The organism is Streptomyces sp. (assembly GCF_035644915.1).
Classification (GTDB): domain Bacteria; phylum Actinomycetota; class Actinomycetes; order Streptomycetales; family Streptomycetaceae; genus Streptomyces.
The window spans coordinates 41,054-58,443 of sequence record NZ_DASQNP010000183.1; the positions used below are offsets into that span (position 1 = coordinate 41,054).

The following is a 17,390-nucleotide window of genomic DNA, read 5'->3' on the forward strand; positions in this document are numbered from 1 at the left end:
GGGTCCGGGAAGGAGGCACGCAGGGCCGGGCGTCACTCCTCCCGCCCGCCGTGCCCGGCCCGTCCGGCGGCAAAGCGGCGCCGGGTCGGGCCCCGCCCGCCGGCCAGGTTCTGCGCGGTGCTGACCAGCGGGATGTGGGAGAGGGCCTGCGGGAAGTTGCCGATCAGCCGCCGGTGGCCGGTGTCGTACGCCTCCGAGAGCAGGCCGAGGTCGTTGCGCAGCTCCAGCAGCCGTTCGAACAGCTCCCTCCCCTCCCGCACGCGGCCCTGCAGGACGTAGTTGTCCGCCAGCCAGAACGTGCAGGGCAGGAAGGCCCCCTCGCCCCCGGGCAGCCCGTCCACGGCCCCGGTGCGGCCGGTCGTCGGGTAGCGCTGGACGAGGCCGTCCTGGACCAGTTCCCGCTCGACGGCGGCCACGGTGCCCCGCACCCGCGGATCGTGCGCGGGCAGGAAGCCCACGGACGGGACGAGCAGCAGGGAGGCGTCCAGGTCCGGGGAGCCGTAGTACTGGGTGAAGGCCCCGCGGCCGGCGTCGTAGCCGTACGCGCAGACCTCCTGGTGGATCTCCCGCCGCAGCCGCCTCCACCGGCCGGCGGGACCCTCCAGGCCGAAGCCCTCCACCGCCTTGACCGCCCGGTCGGCGGCGACCCAGGCCATGACCTTGGAGTGGGTGAAGTCCCGGTGCGGGCCGCGCACCTCCCAGATGCCGTTGTCGGGGTCGCGCCAGTGGGACTCCAGGAAGTCCATCAGCACGCGCTGGACGCGCCAGGCGTCCGGGTCCGGCGGCACCCCCCGGACCCTGGCCTGGTGCAGGGCGTCCATGAGTTCCCCGTGGACGTCCAACTGGCGCTGGCCGGAGGCGGCGTTGCCGATGCGCACGGGGCGGGAGCGCCCGTACCCCGGAAGCCAGGGCAGCTCCGTCTCGGTGAGCAGGCGTTCGCCCTCGATGCCGTACACGATCTGCATGCGCCGCGGGTCCCCGGCCAGCGCGCGCAGCAGCCACTCGCGCCAGGCGACCGCCTCCTGCTCGTACCCGGCGTCCAGCAGCGCCAGCAGGGTGAAGGTGGCGTCGCGCAGCCAGCAGTAGCGGTGGTCCCAGTTGCGCACGCCGCCGAGTTCCTCGGGCAGCGAGGTGGTGGGGGCGGCGACGATGCCGCCGCTGGGGGAGTAGCTCAGCGCCTTGAGGACGACCAGCGACCGCACCACCGCCTCGCGGTACTCCCCGGCGTAGGCGCAGCGGCCGGCCCATTCCCGCCACCACCGCTCGGTGGCCGCCGCGGCGTCCGCCGCCCGTGCCGCGCCGAAGGGGCCGGGCTCCCCGCCGCGCGGTCCGCTCCAGGCCGTCCGGAAGGCCACCCGGTCGCCCTCGCGGACGAAGAAGTCGGCCGTGCAGTCGCCGTCCCGCACCGCGAAGTCCACCCCGGAGTCGAGGACGACCGCGTCCGGTCCGGCGCAGGCGCGCAGCCGGCGCCCCTCCGGACGCAGCCACGGCGGGGTGTGGCCGTAGTCGAAGCGCAGCCGCACCTGGGAGCGCATCCGCACCCGTCCCTGGAGTCCTTCGACGATGCGCACCACCGCGGGGTGTCCGTCGTCGACGGGCATGCAGTCGACCACGCGCGCCCGGCCCTCGGCGCTGGCGTACTCGGTCTCCAGCACCAGGCTGTCGCCCCGGTAGCGGCGGGAGAGGGGGCGGGCCCGGTCGCAGGGGGCGAGCAGCCACCGGCCGTGCTCGGGGCGGCCCAGCAGCGCCGCGAAGCACGCCCCGGAGTCGAACCGGGGCAGGCACAGCCAGTCGACCGAGCCGTCGTAGCCCACCAGCGCGGCGGTGCGCGTGTCGCCCAGCAGGGCGTAGTCCTCGAGCCGCAGCGGCACGGGTCGTCTCCTTCCGGCCCCTCCGGAACCGCCCGGGTCACCGGGTGCGGAGGCGGCGCGGGTCCGGCGGTCCGCGCCGCCCGCCGCGGAGTACCCCACCGGGCCTCCCGCTACACGGCCGGAAACGGAGGGCCGGGTTGGGGCGGCGCGGCGGTGAATTTTCTCGATTCAAATAATTATTGGGCTTTTGTCTGTTTTCTTGGTTTTTCTGCATCTTTCCGGGGTTACCCGCCGCCGTGGACCGAAAGGAACCGTCAGCGAGGGGATCCCATGATCACCAAGGAGCAGATACCCGAGGTGCTGGACCACCAGGTCTACGACGCCGAGGGCAGGAAGATCGGAGAGGCCGGGCACATCTTCCTCGATGACGTGACCGGCGAGCCGGAGTGGGCCAGTGTCCGCACCGGGCTCTTCGGCACCAGTGAGACCTTCGTGCCGATCCACGACGCCGCCCTGGTGGGGGACCACCTGGAGGTCCCGTACTCGAAGGACCAGGTCAAGGACGCTCCCCACGTCGACGTGGACCAGGGCGGCCACCTGTCCGAGCAGGAGGAGCGGCGGCTGTACGAGTACTACGGCATCGAATGGGGCGGCCGCGGACAGGGCGCCGCCGGTCAGGCCGGTACGGCCGAGCGGGGCCGCGCCGCAGGCCGGGCGGAGAGGGTCGGCGGCGACGACGCGATGACGCGCTCCGAGGAGGAGATGCGCGTCGGCGTCGAGCGTCACGCGACCGGCCGGGCCCGGCTGCGCAAGTACGTGGTCACCGAGAACGTGCAGCGTACCGTCCCCGTACGCCACGAGGAGGTCCGCGTCGAGCGCGAGCCCATCACCGAGGAGAACATCGACGACGCCATGAGGGGTCCGGAGATCTCCGAGGGCGAGCACGAGGTGATCCTCCACGAGGAGCGCCCGGTGGTGGAGACCGAGGTGCGCCCCGTGGAGCGGGTGCGCCTGACCACCGACGAGCGCACCGAGGAGGAGACCGTGAGCGGGGAGGTGCGCAAGGAGCGCATCGAGGAGCAGGAGGAGACGATCGAGGACGACAAGCGGCGCCGCCGCCGCTGACCGTCCGGTCCGCACCGCCTTTCGCGGGCCGAGGGCCTGCCCGGGAACCCCGCCTTCCGGACGGGCCCTCTCCCTGCGTTCCGCCGTGCCCGCCCCCCACGGGCAAAAGACGCGCCGCGTGAATGCCGCGGCGGAGGTCGGGTACTTCGGCCGATGTACGGCATTACTCCCATAAGCCCTAAAAAGGGCATAAGCCATAGAGTAACGGGAGGCACCGGTGAGTGAATCTCCGAACGTGAGCAACGGCCCCGCCCAGCAGACGGGCCAGGCCGCGAAACAGGAGACCCGGGCCACGGCCGACCGGGCGAAGGAGGCGGCCGGCACCGTGGCCGGCAGCGCCAGGGAGCAGGTGCGCAACGTCACGGGCGAAGCCCGCCAGCAGGTCGTCAGCATGGCGGACCACCTGAGGAAGCGCGCCGCGCAGGAGGCGGACTCCCAGACCAGGAGGACGGCCGACACCATACGCCAGTGGGCCGACGACCTGTCCGGCATGGCGGAGAACACCCGGTCCGACTCCCCGGTGCGGAACCTGGTCTCCCAGGCCGCCGACGGCAGCCGCCACGCCGCCGACCTCCTGGAGGACCGGGGTGCGGGCGGCCTGGTCGAGGGACTGGAGTCGTTCGCGCGCCGCCGCCCGGGCGCCTTCCTGTTCGGCGCGGCGCTGGCCGGGTTCGCCGTCGGACGCCTGGCCAAGGCGGGCACCAAGGCCGGGTACCAGGAGTCGGGCGGCGCCGGCCCGGAGGAGTACGCGGCCCCGGCGGGGACACCGGGGGCCACCGTCGCGGGCGGCGGGGTCCGGCCGGTGCCGGGCTACGGGGAGTCCGCGTACGGCACCGACGTCCCCCGTCGTCCGGAGGTGAGCTGACATGGCCCACACCACCCGGCAGACGAGCCGCGAAGGCGTCGTGACCGGTGAGGACCGCTCGATCGGCGAACTGCTGTCCGCGGTCACCTCGGACGCCCAGAAACTGCTCCGGCAGGAGATCGAACTCGCCAAGGCCGAGGTCCGCGAGGAGGCGACCAAGGCCGGCAAGGCCGCCGGCATGTACGGCGGCGCGGGATTCGCCGGCTACATGACGGCGCTGTTCGCCTCGCTGGCGGCCGTCTTCGGCCTGGCCAACGTCATGGACTGGGGCTGGGCGGCCCTCATCATCACCGCCCTGTGGGCGGTGGCCGCCCTCGTGCTCTACACGATGGGCCGCTCCCGGATGCGCCAGGTCTCCCCCAAGCCGGAACGCACGGTCCAAACGCTCAAGGAGGATGCGGAATGGGCACGTCACCCGACGCGCTGAGGGCGCAGATCGACACCACCCGGGAGGAGTTGTCCCAGGACGTGAGCAGGCTTGCCGAGCACGCCAGTCCGCGCCAAGCGGTCCGTCGCCGCAAGGAGCGGATGCGCAACAGGATGACCGTAGTACGGGAGCGAGTCATGGGTAGCACCGCCGACAGCGCGCGGCACACCGCCGAGTCGATGCGCCAGGGCGCGGGACAGGCCATGGAGTCGGTGCGCGAGGGCGCCGGACAGACCGTGGAGTCGGTGCGCGAGGGCGCCGGACAGGCGGGCGAGGCCGTGAAGGCCGCCCCCCAGCACGCCGCGCGCCGCACCCAGGGCAATCCGCTGGCCGCCGGAGTGATCGCCTTCGGCGCCGGCCTGCTGACGGCCTCGATGGTGCGCAGCTCCCAGGCCGAGCAGCAGGCGGTCGGCCGGCTCTCGCAGCAGGCGGGCGGCATGGCCGAACCCGTCATGGGCGCGGCCAAGGAGTCCGCGGAGCGCCTGAAGGAGGAGGCCGCCCAGTCCGCGCAGCAGGCCGCCCAGCAGGTCAGGGGGACCGCCGCGGACGCCGCCCGCACCACCGCGGAGGAAGCCCGCGAACAGGCCGGACAAGTCAAGGAGCAAGCGCGCCAGTCCGGGCAGAACGTGACCGAGGAGACCCGCCGCCAGAGCCCCGGCTCACCGCACTGACCGCACTGACCGCACCGCGGACCGTCCGCACGACGACCCGGGAACGTCCGGTGGCCGCCCGTCCACCGCGAGGGCGGCCCGTCCGGGCTCCCGGCGAGGTGTCACCATGGCCAAACACAAGATCCGGCAGCACCAGCAGGAGGGGGCGGACCGGCCCCCCGAGACACCGGCCCGCCTGCCGGGGAAGTCCTGGTGGGGTGTGCTGAAGCGTACGGTCGCCGAGTTCAGGGACGACAACCTCACCGACTGGGGGGCCGCGCTCACCTACTACGGAGTCCTGTCGATCTTCCCCGCGCTGCTCGCCCTGGTGTCGGTCCTGGGAGTGATCGGCAGGTCCGCCATCCAGCCCCTGATCGACAACGTCGCCACCCTGGCCCCGGGACCGGTGCGCGACATCCTCGTGAGCATGCTGCGGCAGCTCCAGAACAACCAGGGCGGGGCCGGGATCGCGCTGGTCATCGGTGTCGCCCTGGCGGTGTGGTCCGCCTCCGGCTACGTGGCGGCCTTCATGCGCGCCTCCAACGCCGTCTACGACATCGAGGAGGGGCGGCCGATCTGGAAGAAGCTCCCGGTGCGGGTGGGCGTCACCGTCGCCCTGCTGGTGATCCTGGCGCTGAGCTCGTTCGCGGTCGTCCTCACCGGCGACCTGGCCCGGCGGGCCGGCGACCTGGTCGGCCTGGGGAACACCGCGGTGACGGTGTGGAACATCGCCAAGTGGCCGGCGCTGGTCGTCCTCGTCAGCCTGATGATCGCGCTGCTGTACTGGGCCGCGCCCAACGTCCGGCACGGCGGCTTCCGCTGGATCTCCCCCGGCAGCTTCCTCGCCGTGCTGCTGTGGATCGCCGCGTCGGCGGGCTTCGCCTTCTACGTCGCCAACTTCGGCAGCTACAACAAGACGTACGGCAGCCTGGCCGGCGTGATCATCTTCCTGATCTGGCTGTGGATCACCAACATCGTGATCCTCCTGGGCCAGGAGTTCGACGCCGAGATGCAGCGCGGCCGGGCCATCCGGGCGGGCCATCCGGCGGACGAGGAGCCCTACGTCGAACCGCGCGACACCCGCGCGTTCTCCTCCGGCTCCCCGGGCTCCCCGGACGACGGGCCCGACCGGCGGGGGTGACCGGCGGGGGCGGACCACGACGACGCCGGGCGGGCGCCCGGAGAGACGAGGAGACCATGACGACGCAGGCCACGCGGGAAGCCCAGGACCTCCACGACATCCGGGACGACGAACGGCCGAGCACGCCGAGCATGGTGCGGCAGGTCGCCGAGGCCGCGGACCGGCTGGCGCAAGAGGCGTCCGACATGCTCCACCGGCAGGTGAGGGAGGCCCGTGACGGGCTGCGGAGCACCGTGCGGCGGGTGGGTCAGAGCGGCGCGCTGCTCGGCGGCGCCGGAGTGTGCGCGCTGCTGGCGGTGGGCACCGCCCACCGGGCGGCGCTGCGGGCCCTGGAGTCCGCGCTGCCCAGGGCGCACGCGGCGGCCGTGCTGGCACTGGTGTACGCCGCGGGCGCCGGAACCCTGGCGGGCCTGGGCCGTGGCCGCCTCAGGAGCCCGAGCCGCGACCGCGCCGCGTCCGGGTGAATCAGTCCATTGCGTACGGGTACGCGCCAGGTGTCCCCGTCCACGGGGCCGAACCGAACACGAGGAGGCTCGCTGTGAAGGGTGAACGCGACAAGGAGGAGTCCTCCGCGCCCCGGCCGGTGCAGTTGCGCACCGGCGGGGAACAGCCGGTGGACCCGGAGGACCTGGTCATGCTGTCCGGCCGCGAGCCCACGCCGGAACGGGTGGAGAGGGCCAGGAAGGAACTGGAGGAGCACGGGGCCGCCGCCGTCGAGCGGTACCTCCCCTAGCAGAGGCCGGTTCCCTCCCGGGACCCGTCCGGCGGCACCGCCCGTCCGTACCCGGCGGGCGGTGCCGCCGTGCGGTGTGCGCGGGGCGCCCGGACGGGCGCCGGAACGGCGACCGGGGCCGGAACACCGCTGATCACGTTGTAAGTTGTAGCCGTGGGTGCCACCCGGCACCGTGACGCCCGGGCGGCACATGCGCCTGCGGCCTCGCCTCAGACGCATGTAACCGTCTCAGGAGCCTGTCCACGTGATCAACATCGCGCTGGGTCCCAGCTGGCTGGACCCGGAGTACCTCATCCAGACGTTCGGCCTGATCGGCATCCTCTGCATCGTCTTCGCCGAGTCGGGGCTGTTCTTCGGCTTCTTCCTGCCCGGCGACTCGCTGCTGTTCACCGCCGGCCTGCTGGTCGCCACCGACCAGTTCCTCCACTACCCGCTGTGGCTGGTGTGCACGCTGGTCGTCGTCGCCGCCATCCTCGGCGACCAGGTCGGCTACATGTTCGGCCGGAAGGTCGGTCCGGCCCTCTTCAGACGGCCGGACTCCCGGCTCTTCAAGCAGGAGAACGTGGAGAAGGCGCACGACTTCTTCGAGAAGCACGGGCCCAAGTCGCTGGTGCTGGCCCGCTTCGTGCCGATCGTGCGGACCTTCACGCCGATCGTCGCCGGCGTCAGCCGAATGCGCTACCGCTCCTTCCTCGTCTTCAACGTCATCGGCGGCGTCCTGTGGGGCGCGGGGGTGACGCTGCTCGGAGCGGCGCTCGGACAGGTGCAGTTCGTCCACGACCACATCGAGCTGATCCTGGTCGGCATCGTCCTGCTGTCGGTGCTCCCGATCGTCTTCGAGTACCTGCGCGCGCGGCGCCAGTCCCGCACCGCCGCCCCCGCTCCCGCCGTCGGCCCCGCGGGCGGTCCCGGGGCCGCCGTGACCGTGGCGGACGGTGCGCAGCCCCCGTTCCAAGAGCCCGGCCGGGGCGCACTGCTGGGTCCGGGGATGTCCCGAAGGTGTCCGGCCGCCGTGGACCCGTCGCCGGACGCGTCGCCCGCCGCCCTGATGCGCGGGGGATAAATCCGATATGATCGCTTTTGTTCGGAGTGGTAAGCGGACATCGTACGGAGGTCGGCAAAACCTCACCCGGATGGGCGTGTGAGCCGTACCGAGCTGGGTACGCGCCGTGCTGCACATGACAGGTCACAAGAGGAGGGCATGATGCGTAGCCTGAGCCCGGAGGTTCAGCTGACCAGTGGTGACGCCCTGCCGGCCCAGGAGCAGGAGACGGCCTCCCCTGATCTGCCGAGAATCGAGGACGCGGGCAAGGTCGCCCCCCGCGATGCCCGACAGCTTTCGAAGCTGTTCTTCGAGCGCCTCAGAGAACTCGAAGAGGGCACGCACGAGTACCAGTACGCGCGCAACACCCTCATCGAACTCAACCTGACACTGGTCAACTACGTCGCCTCCCGGTTCCGCCACCGCGCCGAGCCGATGGACGACATCGTCCAGGTCGGCACCATCGGGCTGATCAAGGCCATCGACCGGTTCGACCTGGACCGCGAGGTGGAGTTCACCTCGTTCGCCGTCCCCTACATCGTGGGGGAGATCAAGCGTTTCTTCCGGGACACGAGCTGGGCCGTGCGCGTCCCGCGCCGGCTCCAGGAGCTGCGCATCGAACTCGCCCGGGCCAACGAGGAGCTGGGCCGCAGGCTGGGCCGCTCCGCCACCACCGAGGAGCTGGCGGAGTTCATGGGCGTGACGGTGGAGGAGGTCATCGAGGGGCAGGTGGCCAGCAACGGCTACGTGGCCGGCTCCCTCGACCTCCCCGTGGGCGACGACGGCAAGGACAGCCCCCTGGCCGACCAGCTCGGGGACGTCGACCCGGCGCTGGAGAAGGTGGAGAACCTCCAGGCGCTCAAGCCGCTGATGGAGCAGTTGGACGAACGCGACCGGCGCATCCTGCGGATGCGCTTCGGCGGGGACATGACCCAGTCGGAGATCGGGGCCGAGCTGGGGATCTCCCAGATGCACGTCTCCCGTCTGCTGAGCCGGGCCCTGGCGCGGTTGCGCGAGGGCATGCTGGCCCAGAAGTAGGCCACCGGGCGTCCGGTGGACACGGCTGCCGGCGGCGGCCGTGTGCTGACGCGGGGTCAGGGCCCTCGGCGGGCCGTGGCCCCGCGTCGGCATTCCCGCGCCCGCCGGCGCGGCGGCGCCGTCCGGGGGAGGGCCGGACCGCCGGGTGCCGGACGGCGTTAGACGGTGGGAGCCGCGGGAACACGTTGCTGCGTCCGCCTCCGGCGGACGCGACAGCGGGTGAGCGAAAGGAAGAGACGACCATGGCACACGGCGGGGACATCATCCACGAGCTGACCACGGACCACCGGGAGGTCGAGGAGCTCTTCGGCAGGATCGAGGCGCTGCCCGCGGGGGACGAGCGGCGCAAGGAGTACGCGGACCAGGCCGTCAGGGAGCTGGTGCGGCACTCCGTCGCCGAGGAGCAGTACCTCTACCCGGCGGTGCGCGACTTCCTGCCGGACGGCGACGAGGTCGCCGACAAGGAACTCGAGGACCACGCCACGGCGGAGCGGACCATGAAGGCGCTGGAGAGCCGCGGCGCGGACGACCCCGAGTTCGACCGGCTCATCGGCGAGCTGATGCTGGAGATCCGCACCCACATCCAGGACGAGGAGGACAACCTCTTCCCGCGGCTGCGCCAGGCGGCGACCGCGGAACAGCTCAACGACCTCGGGGACAAGGCGCGCCGGGCCAAGCAGACGGCTCCGACCCGCCCCCACCCCTCGGCGCCGGACATCCCTCCGGTGAACAAGATCCTCGACGCGGGCGCGGGCATGGTCGACCGGCTCCGCGACGCCCTCACCGGCCGGGGCAGGAACGACTGAGCCGGCCCACCGCCCGCACAGGCCCCGACGACACCCCCGCGGCCACGACCCGTACCGCACGGCGGCCGCCGGATGCCGGCACCGGCACCCGGCGGCCGCCGTGCGCGTCACGGCCCGCACCGGCTACGTCGGGCCCGCCCTCCACTCCGCCGCGGCGGCGTCGGCGGCCGTGTCCCGGAGGAAGACCAGACCGCCGCCGTCCGCCACGTCGACCCGCACCCGGGTGTGCGGCCCCAGCTCGCCGCTGAGCAGCATCCGCGAGAGCTGGTTGTCCACCTCCCGCTGGATGGTGCGGCGCAGCGGCCGGGCGCCGTACTCGGGCTGGTAGCCGTGCCGGGCCAGCCAGTCGACGGCCTGCGGGGTGAAGTCGATCTCCACGTCCTGGGCGTGCACCCGCCGCCGGGTCTCGTCCAGCAGCATGTCGGTGATCCGCCTCAACTGCTCGTCGGAGAGCTGGCGGAAGACCACGATCTCGTCGATGCGGTTGAGGAACTCCGGCCGGAAGTGCTCGCGCAGCGGGCGCAGCACCCGCTCGCGGCGGGCCTCCTCGTCGGCCTCGCCGTCCGCGCCGCCGGAGGTGAAGCCCAGCGCGCCGCCGCGCCCGGTGATGGCCTCCGAGCCGAGGTTGCTGGTCATCACGATCACGGTGTTGGTGAAGTCGACCGTGCGGCCCTGGGAGTCCGTCAGCCGCCCGTCGTCGAGGATCTGCAGGAGGACGTTGAAGACGTCCGGATGGGCCTTCTCCACCTCGTCCAGGAGCAGCAGCGAGTACGGGTGGCGGCGCACCGCCTCCGTGAGCTGCCCGGCATCCTCGTGACCGACGTACCCGGGCGGGGCGCCCACCAGCCGGCTGACGGTGTGCCGCTCCTGGTACTCGCTCATGTCCAGCCGGACCATCCGGTCGTCGGTGCCGAACAGCGCCTCCGCCAGCGCGCGGGCGAGCTCGGTCTTGCCGACGCCGGTGGGGCCGAGGAAGAGGAAGCTGCCGATCGGGCGGTTGGGGCTGGACAGGCCGGCCCGGGAGCGCAGCACGGCGTCGGCGACGACGGACACGGCCTCGTCCTGGCCGACGATCCGCCGGTGCAGGTGCTCCGCCAGGCCCAGCAGCCGGGCCTTCTCCTCCTGGGTGAGGCTGCTGACGGGGATCCCGGTCTGCCGGGAGACGATGTCGGCGACGTCCTCGACGCCGACCTCGGCGATGCGGTCGCCCACCGGCTGGGGGCCGTCGCCCTCCCCGATCCTCCGCTCCAGCTCGGCCAGGCGGTCGCGCAGCTCCCTGGCCCGCTCGTAGTCCTCGTCGGCCACGGCCTGGTCCTTGTCCCGCCGGAGCTGCTCGGCCTCGCGCTCCAGCTCGCGGACGCCGGTGCCCCGGGTGGAGGAGCGCAGCCGCACCCGCGCGCCCGCCTGGTCCATCAGGTCGATGGCCTTGTCGGGCAGGAAGCGGTCGGTCAGGTAGCGGTCGGACAGCTCGACGGCGGCCAGCAGCGCCTCGTCGCTGTAGCGGACCTGGTGGTGGGCCTCGTACCGGTCGCGCAGCCCCCGCAGGATCTCCACGGCGTCGGCCGTGGTGGGCTCGGGGACCAGGACGGGCTGGAAGCGGCGGGCCAGCGCGGCGTCCTTCTCGATGTGGCGGCGGTGCTCCTCCAGCGTGGTGGCGCCGACGACGTGCAGCTCGCCGCGGGACAGGGGCGGCTTGAGCAGGTTGCCGGCGTCCATCGCACCGCTCTCGCCGCCACCGCCGACGCCCACCACCGTGTGCAGCTCGTCGATGAAGACGATCAGCTCGTCGGAGCGGGCGCGGATCTCGTCGATGATGCCGGTGAGCCGCTCCTCGAAGTCGCCCCGGTAGCGGGTCCCGGCGACCACGCTCCCGAAGTCGATCTGGACGACGCGGCGGCCCAGCAGGTTGTCCGGCACGTCGCCGTCGGCGATGCGCTGCGCCAGCCCCTCCACGATGGCGGTCTTGCCGACGCCCGCCTCGCCGATCAGCACGGGGTTGTTCTTGGTGCGCCGGGCCAGGATCTCGATGGTCTGGTCGATCTGCTCGTCGCGGCCGATCACCGGGTCGATACGGCCCTCACGGGCGAGTTCGGTCAGGTCGCGGCTGAACTTGTCGAGGTTCGGCGTGCCGCTGCCCCCGCGCCCCGGGCGGGCACCCGGGGCGGGCTGGGGCTCGCCCGGGCCCGCGCCGGGCTGGTAGTTCTCCGGGAGGCCGGCGCGCGCGTCGAAGTGGGCGGCGTTGAGGATCTGCCCGGCCGCCGAGTCCCGGTTGGCGGCCAGCGCCACCAGGATGTGCTCGGGACCGATGTAGGAGACGCCGGAGGAGCGGGCGACGTCGTGGGCGTCCATCAGCGCGCGCTTCACGGCGGGACTGACGGCGATGGAGGTCCGCGGCGGGCCGTCCCCGGCGTGCCGGTCGATCTCGGCGACGATCGTGTCGGGGTCGCCTCCGGCGCGGGAGACCATGGCGCGGGTCGGGTCGGTGGTGAGCGCCGCCCGCAGCAGGTGCTCGGTGTTGAGGTCGGTGCTGCCGTGCTGGGCCGCGTACGACGCCGCGGCGGAGACGAGCTGCCGGGCGGACTCGCTCATCAGGCGGACGAAGTCGAAGTACCGGGGCCCGGTCCGCTGGCCGCCGGACGACGCGGCGCCCAGGAAGCGCGCGAGGAAGTCTCCGAGCGGGTCCCTGCCGTAGTCCCCGGGACCCATGTACCCGCTGGTCATAGATGTCCATCCCGCCGGCCCGGGCGGGGCCGGGCCGCGCTGTGCTGTCTCGGTGCGTCTGTCTCCCGCCCCGGGTAACCCGCTCGGAGCACGGCGACACGTCCCGATGGTTCCACTTGCCCGGTGTGTCCGCATCCCGGGGCGCTCCGGGACCGTCCGCCGCGCCGCCCGGGAGGAGAGCCGTCCCGGCGGCCGGATCCGGGCGTGCCAGCAGGTGTGAGCCCGGCGGAAGGGGTTATCCGGAGCGTGCAACCCCTTCGGAGGGGCCGCGCCCGGGCCGGACGGCGAGGCCGTACGGACCGCGCGGGCGGCGAGCCCCCGGGCCCCGCTCCGGCTCCCCCCGGGTGCTGCCGGGTGTTTCGTCGGTTCGCGGTCGGAAGGGCACGGTCGATGTCGTTGCTGTCAGGTCTGCGTGTGCCGGTGCCGCCTCTGATCGGGCTGGTCCCGGACGGGGTGACGGCGGGGGCGAGGGGGGCGGTCGGCGCCGCCGGACAGCTCGCCGGGCACCTCGTCGGGCTGCCCCGGCGCTCGGTGTGGTCCCGGCCGGGACGCTGCTACATCGCCGTCCACGGGGTGAACGGCGCGGACGGACAGCGCCTCGCCCGGCGCGTGGAACGCGCCCTGGAGGAGCACCCCGGAGTGCTGTGGGCCCGGGTGAACGGGCCGTCGGGACGGGTGGTGGCGGCCCTGGCGTCGCCCCCGCCGCCCGAGCGCGAACTGGTCGCCCTGGTGGCGCGCGCCGAGGCCCAGGGCCCCTGCGAGGAGGACGAGCACGCGGAGTGGTGCATGGAGCCGCACCACCCCTGCGAGGGGCCGCGGACCCGCCAGTCGGTCACCGCCCTGGCCGCCGACGCGGTGGGACTGGGGCTGTCCACCCTCAACCGGGTGGCGCCCTGGACACCGCTGCCGCCCGAGGTGGCGGCGCTCACCGGGGCCGTCACCCGCCATCCGAAGCTGCGCGAGCTGATCGACAAGGGCCTGCACGACCCGGAGCGGGCCGAGTCGCTGCTGCCGGTGATCACCGCGCTCACCCAGGGCGTGGCCACGCGCGGCGGCGGACTCGCCCTCGACGTCGTCCAGCGCCTGGCCCAGTGGCGGGAGGCGAGCGCGCACCGCCGGGCGTGGGATGAGATGGAACCGAGGCTGGTGCGCGGACCCGAGGACGCCGCGGCCGACCCGGTCACGGTGGAGCGGTTCGGCCGCGACCCCCGCGACTCCACCGACCGCTACGCCGAGCGGTCGATGGGCCTGGGCCTGCTGGCCGGGGCGGCGACGGCGCCGTTCGCCGGGCCGCGGCGCGGACTGGCGGTGGCGCTCTCCGGCGTGCCCAAGGCCCCGGACGCGGGACGCGAGGGCTTCGCGACCGCGCTCGGCCGCGCCCTGGCGCTCAGGGGCGCCACGGTCATGGACCGGGGCGTACTGCGGCGGCTGGGCCAGATGGACACCGTCCTGCTGGACGAGGAGGCACTCACCAGCAGCCACCACGAACTGGCCGACCTGGCGCCGCTGGAGGGGGCGGACCCCCGGGAGACGGCCGAGCGGCTCTTCGCGCTCTTCGTCCCGGAGAGCGCCGGCAGGACGCGCCGCGACGAGGACGGCTGGGTGCTGGGGCCGCTGGAGGAACTGGAGCTGACCGGCCGCACGGGCGCCCAGGCCGCGCGGCGGCTGCGGCGGCAGGGCAGCGAACGCGTCCTGGGCCTGGCCCGCGGCAGGCGCCTGCAGGCCGTGGCGGGCCTGGCCCGGCAGAAGGCGCCGGGCGCCGACGCCGTGGCCGCCGCCGCGCGCCGCGCGGGGGTCCGCGTGGTGCTCGCCAGCGGCCGGCCGGAACCGGCCTTCGGCTTCGCCGACACCGTCGTCCCCGGTGGCGACCGCCTCGCGGACTCCCTGCGCGCCCTGCAGGCGGAGGGCGCGGTGGTGCTGCTGGTCTCGGGCGACCGCCGGGCGCTGGCCGCGGCCGACTGCGGCATCGGGGTGCACCGCGACGGCGAGCCCGCGCCCTGGGGCGCCCACGTCCTGGCCGGCACGGACCTGGAGGTGGTCGGGCTGGTCGTGGACGCGGTGGGCGTGGCCGCCCAAGTCGACCGGGAGAGCAGGATCCTGGCCGCGGGCGGCAGCGGCGTCGGCGCCATCGCCGCCCTCCAGGCCCCCGCGTTCCAGGCGACCGCCCGGGGCGCCGCGGCGGGCACCACCGCCGGGACCGCGGCGTTCTGCCTGGGCACCTGGCGCGCCCGGCAACTGCTGTCCCGCCCCGTCACCCCGCCGGTGGAGACCACGCCCTGGCACCTGATGCCCCCCTCCCGGGTCCTGGAGCGCCTGGGCACCACGGAACGGGGACTGAGCAGGGAGGAGGCCGGGGAGCGGGCGGCGCGGGAGACGACGTCCGAGCAGCCGGCGCGCATCAGCCTCCCGGCGGCGTTCGTCGAGGAGCTGGCCAACCCCCTCACCCCGGTGCTCGCGGCGGGCGCCGCCCTGTCGGCGGCCGTGGGCTCGCGCACCGACGCCGCGCTGGTGGCCGGGATCACCGGCGTCTCCGCCCTGGTGGGCGCCGTCCAGCGGGTGCGGACCGACCGGGCCCTGGCGGAGCTGTTCGCCCGCTCGGCGATCGGCGCCCGGGTGCGGCGGGGCGGGACCGAACGCCTGGTGGCCGCCGGGGACCTGGTGGTCGGGGACGTCGTGGTGCTGCGCTCCCAGGAAGTGGTGCCCGCGGACTGCCGGCTGCTCCAGGCCGACGGGCTGGAGGTCGACGAGTCCTCCCTGACCGGCGAGTCCCTGCCCGTGTCCAAGGACCCGGCGCCGGTGGTCGCCGCGCAGATCGCCGACCGCCGCTCCATGCTCTACGAGGGCACCACCGTCTCGGCGGGCACCGCGGTGGCCGTCGTGGTGGCCACCGGGTCCGCCACCGAGGTCGGGCGGAGCCTGGCCACCGCCCGCCAGAAGGCCCCGACGACCGGCGTGGAGTCGCGGCTGACCGCGCTGACCAAGACCAGCCTGCCCCTCGCCCTCGGCTCGGCGGGCGCGGTCGCCGGAGCCGGTCTGCTGCACGGCCGCCGCCTGGCCGACACGCTCGCCTCCGCGGTGAACCTGGCCGTCGCCTCCGTGCCGGAGGGCCTGCCGTTCCTGGTCAGCGCCGCCCAGCTCGCCGCCGCCCGCCGACTGGCCGACCACGGCGCCCTGGTGCGCAACCCGCGCACCATCGAGGCGCTCGGCCGCGCCGACGTGCTCTGCTTCGACAAGACCGGCACCCTCACCGAGGGCGACCTCCAGCTCGCCACGGTCAGCGACGGCGAGCGCGACCTGCCCGCCGCCCGGCTCGACGCCGTCTGCAAGGCGATCCTGGCCGCGGCGCTGCGCGCCACCCCGCCCGCCCGGACGTCCGAGCCCATGGAACACCAGACCGACCGCGCGGTGGTGATCGGCGCCCGGCGGGCGAAGGTGGCCATGCGCCAGGGGGCCCCGCAGTGGCGGCGCACCGACTCCCTGCCGTTCGAACCGTCCCGCGCGTACCACGCCACCGCGGGCCGCACCTCCCGCGGCACGCTGCTCAGCGTCAAGGGCGCGCCCGAGAACGTGCTGGAGCGCTGCACCCGCCGGCGCGGCGGGGGCCGGGAGGGCGGCGCGGCGGAGACCGCCCTCGACACTGCCGCCCGGAAACGGCTCACCGCCACCGCCGAGGAACTCGCCGGCGCCGGACGCCGCGTCCTGGCCGTGGCCGAGCGCCCGCTGCGCCGGGACGAGGACCTCACCGACGACACCGTCACCGGCCTGACCTTCCTCGGCTTCGTCACCCTCGCCGACCCGGTGCGCTCCGGCGCCGCCCCGGCCACCGCGCGGCTGCGCGCGGCCGGGGTGCAGACGGTGATGCTCACCGGGGACCACCCCGCCACCGCCGACGCCATCGCCGCCACCGTCAGCGAGAACCCCGACCAGAAGGTGTGCACGGGCGCCGAACTCGACGAACTGGACGACGACGAACTCGACGAGCTACTGCCGACCCTGGACGTCATCGCCCGGTGCAGCCCCCACCACAAGGTGCGCATCGTCCAGGCGTACCAGCGCATCGGCCGGGTGGTGGCGATGACCGGGGACGGCGCCAACGACGCCCCGGCCATCCGGCTGGCGGACGTCGGCATCGCCCTGGGGCGGCGCGGCACGCCCGCCGCCACCGCCGCCGCCGACCTGGTGGTCAGCGACGACCGGCTGGAGACGATCATCGCCGCGCTGCTGGAGGGCCGGGCGATGTGGGGATCGGTCCGCGACGCGCTGGCCATCCTCCTCGGCGGCAACCTCGGCGAGGTCGCCTTCAGCGTGCTGGCCGCCGCCCTGACCGGCAGCTCCCCCCTGAACGCCCGGCAGATCATGCTCGTCAACCTCCTCACCGACCTGGCCCCGGCGCTGGCCATCGCCGTCCGCGAACCGGCCACGGAGGCCGGCGAGCGGCTGCTGCGGGAGGGCCCCGAACGGTCCCTGGGCGGCGGCCTGTCCCGCGAGGTGCTGCTGCGCGGCGCCACCACCACGCTCGGCGCGGGACTGGCCTGGGGCGCGGCACGGCTCACCGGGCGGCAGCGCCGCGCCGGCACGGTGGCCCTGGCGGCGGTGGTCGGCACCCAGCTCGTCCAGACGCTGCTGACCGGGGGCCTGGACCGCAACGTGCTGGCCGCCGGGGTCGGTTCGGCCGCCGCCCTGGTGACGGTCATTCAAACGCCCGGAGTGAGCCAGTTCTTCGGCTGCACCCCGCTCGGCCCCGTCGGCTGGGGCATCACCCTCGGCTCGATCACCACGGCCACGGCGCTGGGCGCCGTGGCGACCCCGCTGGTGCGCCGCCTGGTGCCGGACGACCCGGACGCGCCGGAGCCGGAGCCGGAGACGGCGGGGGAGTGAGTCCCGTCCTCCCGTGCCGCCGTGGGCGCGACCGGCCCCGCGGCGGTACGGGAAGGCGCAGGCACCACGCGCCCGCGGACGACCGGCCCGCGCACAGGCCGCGGCCCGCGGGCGCGTGGTGCGCCCGCGGGCCGCGGCGGACACCGACCGGGT

The 17,390-nt window shown here is 74.4% G+C and carries 13 protein-coding genes; 11 read left to right on the forward strand and 2 right to left on the reverse strand.

What is annotated here, in order from left to right; translation table 11 throughout:
• Positions 1-32: 32 nt before the first annotated feature.
• Positions 33-1,871 (reverse strand): glycoside hydrolase family 15 protein, encoded by a 1,839-nt coding sequence (locus VE546_RS20240; RefSeq protein ID WP_324924352.1) that lies wholly within the window; start codon positions 1,869-1,871, stop codon positions 33-35.
• A gap of 270 nt (positions 1,872-2,141) precedes the next feature.
• Here VE546_RS20240 and VE546_RS20245 point away from each other — a divergent pair, with 270 nt between their 5' ends.
• From VE546_RS20245 to VE546_RS20290, 10 genes are all read left to right on the forward strand, one after another.
• Positions 2,142-2,936 carry a PRC and DUF2382 domain-containing protein gene (locus VE546_RS20245; RefSeq protein WP_324924354.1) on the forward strand — a complete coding sequence of 265 codons (795 nt, stop codon included), beginning with the start codon at positions 2,142-2,144 and terminating at the stop codon, positions 2,934-2,936.
• Positions 2,937-3,153: 217 nt separating this feature from the next.
• Complete coding sequence (locus VE546_RS20250; protein ID WP_324924356.1) at positions 3,154-3,801, forward strand: hypothetical protein; 648 nt, start codon at positions 3,154-3,156, stop codon at positions 3,799-3,801.
• Between the two features lies 1 nt (position 3,802).
• A complete protein-coding gene (locus VE546_RS20255) occupies positions 3,803-4,228 on the forward strand; it encodes a phage holin family protein (protein WP_324924358.1) in 426 nt (141 codons plus the stop codon).
• Positions 4,204-4,899, forward strand: coding sequence for a DUF3618 domain-containing protein (locus VE546_RS20260; RefSeq protein WP_324924360.1), 696 nt, complete (start codon positions 4,204-4,206; stop codon positions 4,897-4,899). The genes VE546_RS20255 and VE546_RS20260 overlap by 25 nt, the downstream gene beginning before the upstream one ends.
• Before the next feature lie 106 nt (positions 4,900-5,005).
• Positions 5,006-6,019: a YihY/virulence factor BrkB family protein gene (locus VE546_RS20265; RefSeq protein WP_324924362.1), complete on the forward strand. Its 1,014-nt coding sequence runs from the start codon at positions 5,006-5,008 to the stop codon at positions 6,017-6,019.
• A gap of 56 nt (positions 6,020-6,075) precedes the next feature.
• Positions 6,076-6,483, forward strand: coding sequence for a phage holin family protein (locus tag VE546_RS20270; RefSeq protein WP_324924364.1), 408 nt, complete (start codon positions 6,076-6,078; stop codon positions 6,481-6,483).
• A gap of 74 nt (positions 6,484-6,557) precedes the next feature.
• Positions 6,558-6,752, forward strand: a complete 195-nt coding sequence (locus VE546_RS20275; protein WP_324924367.1) for a hypothetical protein — start codon at positions 6,558-6,560, stop codon at positions 6,750-6,752.
• A gap of 244 nt (positions 6,753-6,996) precedes the next feature.
• Positions 6,997-7,815, forward strand: coding sequence for a DedA family protein (locus VE546_RS20280; protein WP_324924369.1), 819 nt, complete (start codon positions 6,997-6,999; stop codon positions 7,813-7,815).
• Positions 7,816-7,956: 141 nt separating this feature from the next.
• Positions 7,957-8,832 (forward strand): RNA polymerase sigma factor SigF, encoded by an 876-nt coding sequence (locus VE546_RS20285; RefSeq protein ID WP_414720533.1) that lies wholly within the window; start codon positions 7,957-7,959, stop codon positions 8,830-8,832.
• A 242-nt stretch (positions 8,833-9,074) separates the two neighbouring features.
• Positions 9,075-9,638 (forward strand): hemerythrin domain-containing protein, encoded by a 564-nt coding sequence (locus tag VE546_RS20290; RefSeq protein ID WP_324924373.1) that lies wholly within the window; start codon positions 9,075-9,077, stop codon positions 9,636-9,638.
• Positions 9,639-9,761: 123 nt separating this feature from the next.
• On the opposite strand, the gene VE546_RS20295 is transcribed toward VE546_RS20290, so the two are convergent.
• Complete coding sequence (locus VE546_RS20295; RefSeq protein ID WP_324924375.1) at positions 9,762-12,359, reverse strand: ATP-dependent Clp protease ATP-binding subunit; 2,598 nt, start codon at positions 12,357-12,359, stop codon at positions 9,762-9,764.
• A 414-nt stretch (positions 12,360-12,773) separates the two neighbouring features.
• Between VE546_RS20295 and VE546_RS20300 the strand changes: the two genes are divergently transcribed.
• The gene (locus tag VE546_RS20300) at positions 12,774-17,237 is read left to right on the forward strand and encodes a cation-translocating P-type ATPase (protein ID WP_324924378.1); all 4,464 of its coding nucleotides are present in this window, start codon (positions 12,774-12,776) and stop codon (positions 17,235-17,237) included.
• The last annotated feature ends 153 nt before the right edge of the window (positions 17,238-17,390 follow it).

Coding starts and splice junctions, on each gene's coding strand:
- VE546_RS20260 (WP_324924360.1), top strand. CDS start 4,204: ATGGGCACGTCACCCGACGCGCTGAGGGCGCAGATCGACACCACCCGG.
- VE546_RS20295 (WP_324924375.1), bottom strand. CDS start 12,359: ATGACCAGCGGGTACATGGGTCCCGGGGACTACGGCAGGGACCCGCTC.
- VE546_RS20265 (WP_324924362.1), top strand. CDS start 5,006: ATGGCCAAACACAAGATCCGGCAGCACCAGCAGGAGGGGGCGGACCGG.
- VE546_RS20285 (WP_414720533.1), top strand. CDS start 7,957: ATGCGTAGCCTGAGCCCGGAGGTTCAGCTGACCAGTGGTGACGCCCTG.
- VE546_RS20245 (WP_324924354.1), top strand. CDS start 2,142: ATGATCACCAAGGAGCAGATACCCGAGGTGCTGGACCACCAGGTCTAC.
- VE546_RS20290 (WP_324924373.1), top strand. CDS start 9,075: ATGGCACACGGCGGGGACATCATCCACGAGCTGACCACGGACCACCGG.
- VE546_RS20255 (WP_324924358.1), top strand. CDS start 3,803: ATGGCCCACACCACCCGGCAGACGAGCCGCGAAGGCGTCGTGACCGGT.
- VE546_RS20270 (WP_324924364.1), top strand. CDS start 6,076: ATGACGACGCAGGCCACGCGGGAAGCCCAGGACCTCCACGACATCCGG.